We start from the raw sequence: 2,198 nt of genomic DNA, 5'->3' as shown, positions 1-2,198 counted from the left end.
TGGTTCGCGCTGTCGCCCGGGGTCACGTCGGAGAACTTCACGTCCGCGTAGGACTCGTTGAACTTCGGCGAGCCGGCCGCGCGGTACAGGAACGCGGCGGCGTCCTGGCGGTTCAGGGTCGCGTACGGGGCGAACGTGCCGTCCGCGTAACCCTTGGTGATGCCCTCGGAAGCGGCCCAGGCGATGGCGTCACGGAACTCCTTGTTCGGGACGGTTGTGGCGTTCACATCGGAGAAGGAAGCCTCGGAGGACACGGCCGGGGAGCCGGCGGCGCGGTACAGCCACACGATGTAATCCACACGGGCCAGCGGGGCGCCATAGCCGAACGTGCCGTCAGCGTAACCCTTCACGATGCCCTTGGTGGTCAAGTAGCTAATCTCGTCGGCGTGGGTGCCGTAGTCGTCGTAGTTCACATCCGGGTAGGAGGTGTTGGCGACCAACTTGCCGCCGAACTCCTGGTTAATCTCGTCGGCCTTCTCGGCGGACAGCTTCGTGGCGACCGCATTGTAGACATCGGCGATGGTGGTCTTGTCGGCGGAGAGCTTGAAGTACTGCAGAAGTTCCTTCACCACTGCGTTGCGGGTGGCGTTGTAGTCCTTCCAAGAAGCGTCGGTGTAACCGGCCGGCTTGGCGAGCAGGAACTTGCCGTCGGTGTCGGTGCTGTAGACGCTGACCTTCTTCGCGCCGCTGAAGCCATCGGCCAGCGCGAACTTATCGGCGGAGTAGCTGGTCACACCCGGCACCTTGGTGGCGTCGAAGTGGGCGATGTTCTTGCCGTCCTTCTTGTCCGGGCCGTAGCTGGTCGCGTAGCCGCGGGACAGGTTGTACAGCAGGCCGTTCACACCGTACTTGGAGTCGGCGGAGTAGTTCACGTAGACATCGTCACCGCTGAGAAGACAAAGGGTCGCAACCGTATCAGCGTCGGAGACCTTGGAGCTCTGAATGGGCTTATTCGAGGAGTCGACCTTGGTGTAGTAGCCCTCGATGCTGTAGCCGTCGCGGGCCGGAGCGACAGCGTCGAGCTGCTCGGCAACGGTCTTGTCGGTGTACAGCTTGACGGAGATGGTCTTGGCCTGATCGTAGAGCGGCTTGAGGTTCACGGTCACGTACTTGGCAGAAGCGTCGTAGCCGGCGAAGACGTTTACCACGCCCTGGCCGTACTGGTTGGCGAAGTCGAAGGTCGGGACCGTGTTCGGGGCGATCCTATCCCACTCGGACTGCTTCTTGATCTGGTTGATATCGAAGAAAGCGACCACGCGCTCGGAAGTGCCGTTGACAGTGAACGTGCCGGCCTTGTCGTACCAGCCGAGGAACGCGTCATTGTTCACGCGCGGGGACAGGTCATCGAGCTTCTCCTGGCCGTAGGCGTCCACAAAGCTGGAGTTCGCGTTCGTGAAGTAGTACTTGTTGTAGGTCGGGTCAACCACGGAGACCGGGTGCACGACGTACTCGGTGGCGTTCTGGAACGCGACCGGCTCGACCTTGATGGAGCCCACACCCGTCGGGATGGCCAGGGACTGGCCGTGCTCGACGGTCTTCCAGTCGCCGGAGCCCGGGATGGCCCACTTGAACGAGTAGGCCAGCTTCACGGAGTTGCCGTTATTGCCGTTAGCGTCAGCCTGACCCGTGACCAGCTGCACGCCGTCGAGGACATTGGCCTCACGGGCCACGTCGAACTGGCCGTCGACCTTGTCGCCGTCCTTGTAGGCGGTGGCACCAGATACGGTCACGGTCAGACCCGGATCAGCAAGCGCGTTGAGCGTGGTGCCACGGACAGCCGAAGACACCTCGGAATCCCAGCCCTTGAACACCCAGCCATCGGAGACCCAGTCCTTAGACGGAACCTGCCAGTCAGCGACCTCATCGCCGTCCGCAAGCTTCACCGTCACGGTCTTATTGTCAGAAGACTTCTCCACGACCTTGGAAGCGCCGTCCGGGTCCCAGCTACGGACATCAACGAGCGTGGACTTGCTGGTCGCGTTGTACAGGTTGAAGGTGACCTCGGCCTCGGACTCATCGGTCGGGGCGTATGCCCAGTGGGCGTACAAGGTGTCGCCATCGTTCAGCTTCGCGTTCGGGTCGACGGCCTGGCCACCGGCATCCGGGCTCGTGTACCAGCCAGTGAACTCATAGCCATTGTTCGTCAGCTTGCCGTACTTCGCGTACAGGTCCGTGCCGAACACGCCATCAGCGTACTG

The 2,198-nt window shown here is 62.3% G+C and carries 1 protein-coding gene; it reads right to left on the bottom strand.

Annotated elements, in window-relative coordinates; all coding sequences use genetic code 11:
- Nucleotides 1-2,198: S-layer homology domain-containing protein (locus DF196_RS13055; protein ID WP_193852583.1), on the bottom strand; the 2,198-nt coding region annotated here is incomplete at both ends.

It is taken from the genome of Bifidobacterium callitrichidarum (assembly GCF_003129905.1).
GTDB classification, from domain to species: Bacteria; Actinomycetota; Actinomycetes; order Actinomycetales; family Bifidobacteriaceae; genus Bifidobacterium; species Bifidobacterium callitrichidarum.
The sequence above is the reverse complement of the archived record's forward strand: the minus strand, read 5'-3'. Positions and strand labels throughout refer to the sequence as shown.